General features: G+C 49.0%; 4 protein-coding genes and 1 pseudogene. 1 reads left to right on the top strand and 4 read right to left on the bottom strand.

Annotated features, from left to right (window positions below):
* Together Q1V74_RS05265 and Q1V74_RS05270 are read right to left on the bottom strand one after the other, a co-directional pair.
* Positions 1-278, bottom strand: a pseudogene (locus tag Q1V74_RS05265) (DNA mismatch repair protein MutS); the annotation flags it as partial.
* A gap of 15 nt (positions 279-293) precedes the next feature.
* Positions 294-1,319: an LLM class flavin-dependent oxidoreductase gene (locus tag Q1V74_RS05270; protein ID WP_260649141.1), complete on the bottom strand. Its 1,026-nt coding sequence runs from the start codon at positions 1,317-1,319 to the stop codon at positions 294-296.
* A 138-nt stretch (positions 1,320-1,457) separates the two neighbouring features.
* Here Q1V74_RS05270 and Q1V74_RS05275 point away from each other — a divergent pair, with 138 nt between their 5' ends.
* Positions 1,458-2,285, top strand: coding sequence for a mechanosensitive ion channel domain-containing protein (locus Q1V74_RS05275; RefSeq protein WP_260649140.1), 828 nt, complete (start codon positions 1,458-1,460; stop codon positions 2,283-2,285).
* A 30-nt stretch (positions 2,286-2,315) separates the two neighbouring features.
* Here Q1V74_RS05275 and Q1V74_RS05280 read toward each other — a convergent pair whose 3' ends face one another.
* Both Q1V74_RS05280 and epsC read right to left on the bottom strand, forming a co-directional pair.
* Positions 2,316-3,080 (bottom strand): IclR family transcriptional regulator, encoded by a 765-nt coding sequence (locus Q1V74_RS05280; protein ID WP_300647372.1) that lies wholly within the window; start codon positions 3,078-3,080, stop codon positions 2,316-2,318.
* 5 nt (positions 3,081-3,085) lie between these two features.
* On the bottom strand, positions 3,086-3,829 hold a 744-nt coding region (gene epsC / locus Q1V74_RS05285), incomplete at its 5' end, for a serine O-acetyltransferase EpsC (RefSeq protein ID WP_300647373.1).

Consider the following 3,829-nt stretch of genomic DNA (forward strand, 5'->3'; position numbering starts at 1 on the left):
TCACAAATCGCCATGGATTCACCCATAGCCACTAAACGCGCCAAGTAGCCCTCTAGGGAATGAAAAGGCACCCCCGCCATGGGAATAGGCTCACCATTAGAATTACCACGCTTGGTTAGCGTCAAATTAAGAAGACGGGCACCGCGCTCGGCATCCTCATAAAAAAGCTCATAAAAATCCCCCATGCGGTAGAACAACAAATACGAAGGAACCTGAGCTTTCAGCTGCAAGTATTGACGCATCATGGGGGTGTGACCAGAAAGATCCGTAGAAGTCATGTTGGGTTATACAGGTTAAGCAAAATCTAAAGCGGAAGGGGCGTGACGTAAATGTTTTTGTGCTTCGGCTAACAGAGCATAGGAATGCAGTCGTGCGCGCTGATCATACATATTGCAGGTTACCATCAGCTCATCGGCACCGGTTTTATCAATAAAAGCTTGTGTTTGCTCGATGATGGCGGGTAAATCGCCAATAGCAGCGCAGCTAAGCGCATGATCCATCACAGCCTGACCTAAAGCGCCGGCGCGTTCAATGTAATTCGCCACGGGAGGTGGTAGCTGGATAGGCTTACCCTGACGCAAACTTACAAAAGACTGTTGCCACGAAGACGCTAAATAGTGGGCTTTCTCATTGGTTTCTGCCGCAAAAACATTGAACCCCAGCATCACATAGGGTTTTTGTAAATAGTGTGATGGCTTAAAGTGCTGACGATAAACAGCGATGGCATCCATCATTTGGGCTGGAGCAAAATGGGAAGCAAACGCATAAGGCAAGCCTAGCATGGCGGCTAACTGAGCCCCAAAAAGGCTAGAACCCAGAATCCATACAGGCACATTGCTCCCCTTGCCGGGGACAGCAGGCACGGGTTGTTGTGGATGGTCAGACATATAGTCCAGTAGCTCCAACACATCGTGCGGAAACTCGTTAGGATCACTTTGCAAATTACGACGTAAGGCTTGTGCGGTACGCTGATCAGAGCCGGGAGCACGACCTAAGCCTAAATCCACGCGATCAGGAAACAAGGCCGCTAAGGTACCGAACTGTTCGGCAATTACTAAAGGGGAATGATTGGGCAGCATAATGCCACCGGCTCCAATACGAATACGGCGTGTGTGATGCCCAACATGAGCGATTAACACCGAAGTCGCCGCACTGGCAATGCCGACCATGCCGTGATGCTCAGCTAGCCAATAGCGCGTAAAAGCGGCTTGATCTGCTTGTTGAGCCAGTTGAATCGTATTTTTAAAAGAGTCGGCAGGGGTACTGCCCTGAACAATTGGCGCCAAATCTAAAACGGATAAGGGGTAGGTCGTTGGCATACAAATTACCTTGAGATGTGTGAGGGGTTGGCTATCAAAGACAAAGATGCCAACAAGGTTAACAAATTTAAGTTCGGCTGCGAACTTTAGCCAAAGTCGTTATGATGGGAATTATTTGTTTTTACGGAGCGTAATTTTATGTCGGAAAAGCTGGCTATTCCATTTGGAGCGATGCCATGGCTAGAGGCAATGGCAATCAATCTTGTGTTAGCAGTCTTGATTTTAATTGTAGGGTGGTGGCTATCGAATCTAGCTGGTAGCTGGGTACGCAAAATGGCCCAGCGTTCCCCCCACATTGATGTCACTATTGTACCGATTGCGCAAAGCGTTGTGGTGTGGGCCATACGTATTTTTGTGCTTATTGCTGTCTTAGCGCGCTTTGGGGTACAGACTGCCAGTATTATTGCGGTCCTTGGGGCGGCAGGTTTAGCCATTGGTCTGGCTTTACAAAGCACCCTACAAAATATCGCTTCAGGCATTATGCTGCTGGTATTACGCCCGATTCGTGCTGGGGAGTTTGTATCTATTGTAGGCAAGGGCGATGGCACAGTGTATGAGGTTGGCCTATTTATGACCAAGTTTGTGCAAGTCGATGGTGTTAATTTTTGCTTACCGAACAACCTGATCTGGGGTAACCCCATTATTAACTATAGCCGTAACTCCACCCGACGCATGGATATTGGCGTAGGGGTACGCTATGGCGATGATCTGGATCGCGCATTAAATGTATTACAAGAGCTGTTGGATAACCACGCCAAGGTCTTAAAAGACCCCGCGCCTATGGTTTTTGTGAGCGATTATAAAGACAGTACCGTGGTGTTAAATCTACGAGCCTGGACGGCAGTCGAGGATTTTTGGGATGTACGGTTTGAGCTAAACCGCTTGGCATTACAAACCCTAAGCGAAGCAGGCATGAACCACCCAGTACCTGTTCGAGCTGTGCTCAAAGAAGAGCAAGCTGCTTAAAATCAAAGGGAGTCGACTGACTCCCTTTTTTTACATTTTCTCTGCAATATGTTCCAGTGTTTGATGGAGCAGACGCGCAATTTCTTTTTGTCGTCTTGCTGGCATGCGTTCGGTGATAGCGGTAACGCTGACTGCTAAGAGCGGGTGCCCCTGACTACTGCATAAAGCACACCCAACACCAAGCGCCCCACGTACAGCATAATTTCCCACGACAGAATACCCCCGTGTGCGGGTATTAGTGATAAGTTGACGTAACTCGCGCTGTGTCATACCACCGTAGTGATCGAGCTTGTGGCTATTGGCTTCGATGATTTGGGCGACAGTGTGATCATCCAGCTTGGCTAAAAGCGCCATACCGGCAGAGCCTACCCCTAGTGGCTGACGCTTATTCACATAGGTGCCTAAAATTTGCACAGGGTAGGGGCCGATCTCGCGCCAGAGAGTGAGCGAATCATTGTTTTCCCGAATAACCAAAAACACCGCATCGCCAACCTTAAAAGCAAGTTCGCGCATAAAAGGTTTGGCAATTTCCACTAAATGGTGCTCATTTTCGGCATGAGGATGCGTGGGCTTGCTGGCCGCATAACGTCGAGTTTTGCCGACAGTATGCACAAATTGGCATTCAGTTAAAGCCGCTAAGAGACGGTAAATGGTAGGACGCTGTAGACCGGTGAGCCGAGATAGCTCGGTGACGCTAAGACCACTTTCATCATGAGCTTGCAAGGTTTGCAGTATTTGTAGCCCTCGTCGCAGAGTACGTGGTCCTGAACTATTCTCTGTAGTAGCGGCTGACATGTGAATCACTCCATCATTTTATTAAGACGTTCAACATCCAGCGGTTGCTGGCCGTTTTCTACCCGCTGTCCAAGCTCTTCGAGCGCTTTGCATAGCTGACTGATGCGTTGTTCTTGTTGGGCTGAATGATTAATTAGCTCATGGATAACTTGAACTAAGGGGTCGTTATTCGTGCTGTCTACGGCATAGGCGGGGAAAGCATCATTACTGGCTTGGTGCAAAGGACTTGCCGCTTTAGAGCGAGCGCTTTGTTCAAGCAGCTCCTTTAATGGTTTGCCCGTCCATTCCGCCTTGCAGGGGTGGTCAGTGGGGTGGCGCACGGCCTCTTCGGCCGAAGCTGGGGAAGGGGTAGGCGTAGTAGGTGCCGTGGTTTTTTTGTCTTCTTTAGTAATAATGCGCGCAGGATTGCCAACAGCGGTGGCATTCGCTGGTACTGGCTTAACAACGACGGCATTGGAGCCAATCTTGGCATTTGCCCCTACTGTAAACCCCCCAAGAATTTGGGCGCCTGCGCCCACTACCACATTGTTCTCTAGCGTAGGGTGTCGTTTTGTGCCTTTATATAGGCTAGTACCACCCAAAGTCACCCCTTGGTAAATCGTACAGTCATCCCCGATCTCAGCCGTTTCACCAATCACAATGCCCATACCATGATCAAAAAAAACGCGTTTACCTATTTTAGCGCCGGGGTGAATTTCGATACCAGTAAAAATACGAGCTAAATGAGAGACAAATCGTGCTAACCATAA

It is taken from the genome of Paenalcaligenes sp., assembly GCF_030152715.1.
GTDB classification, from domain to species: domain Bacteria; phylum Pseudomonadota; class Gammaproteobacteria; order Burkholderiales; family Burkholderiaceae_B; genus Paenalcaligenes; species Paenalcaligenes hermetiae.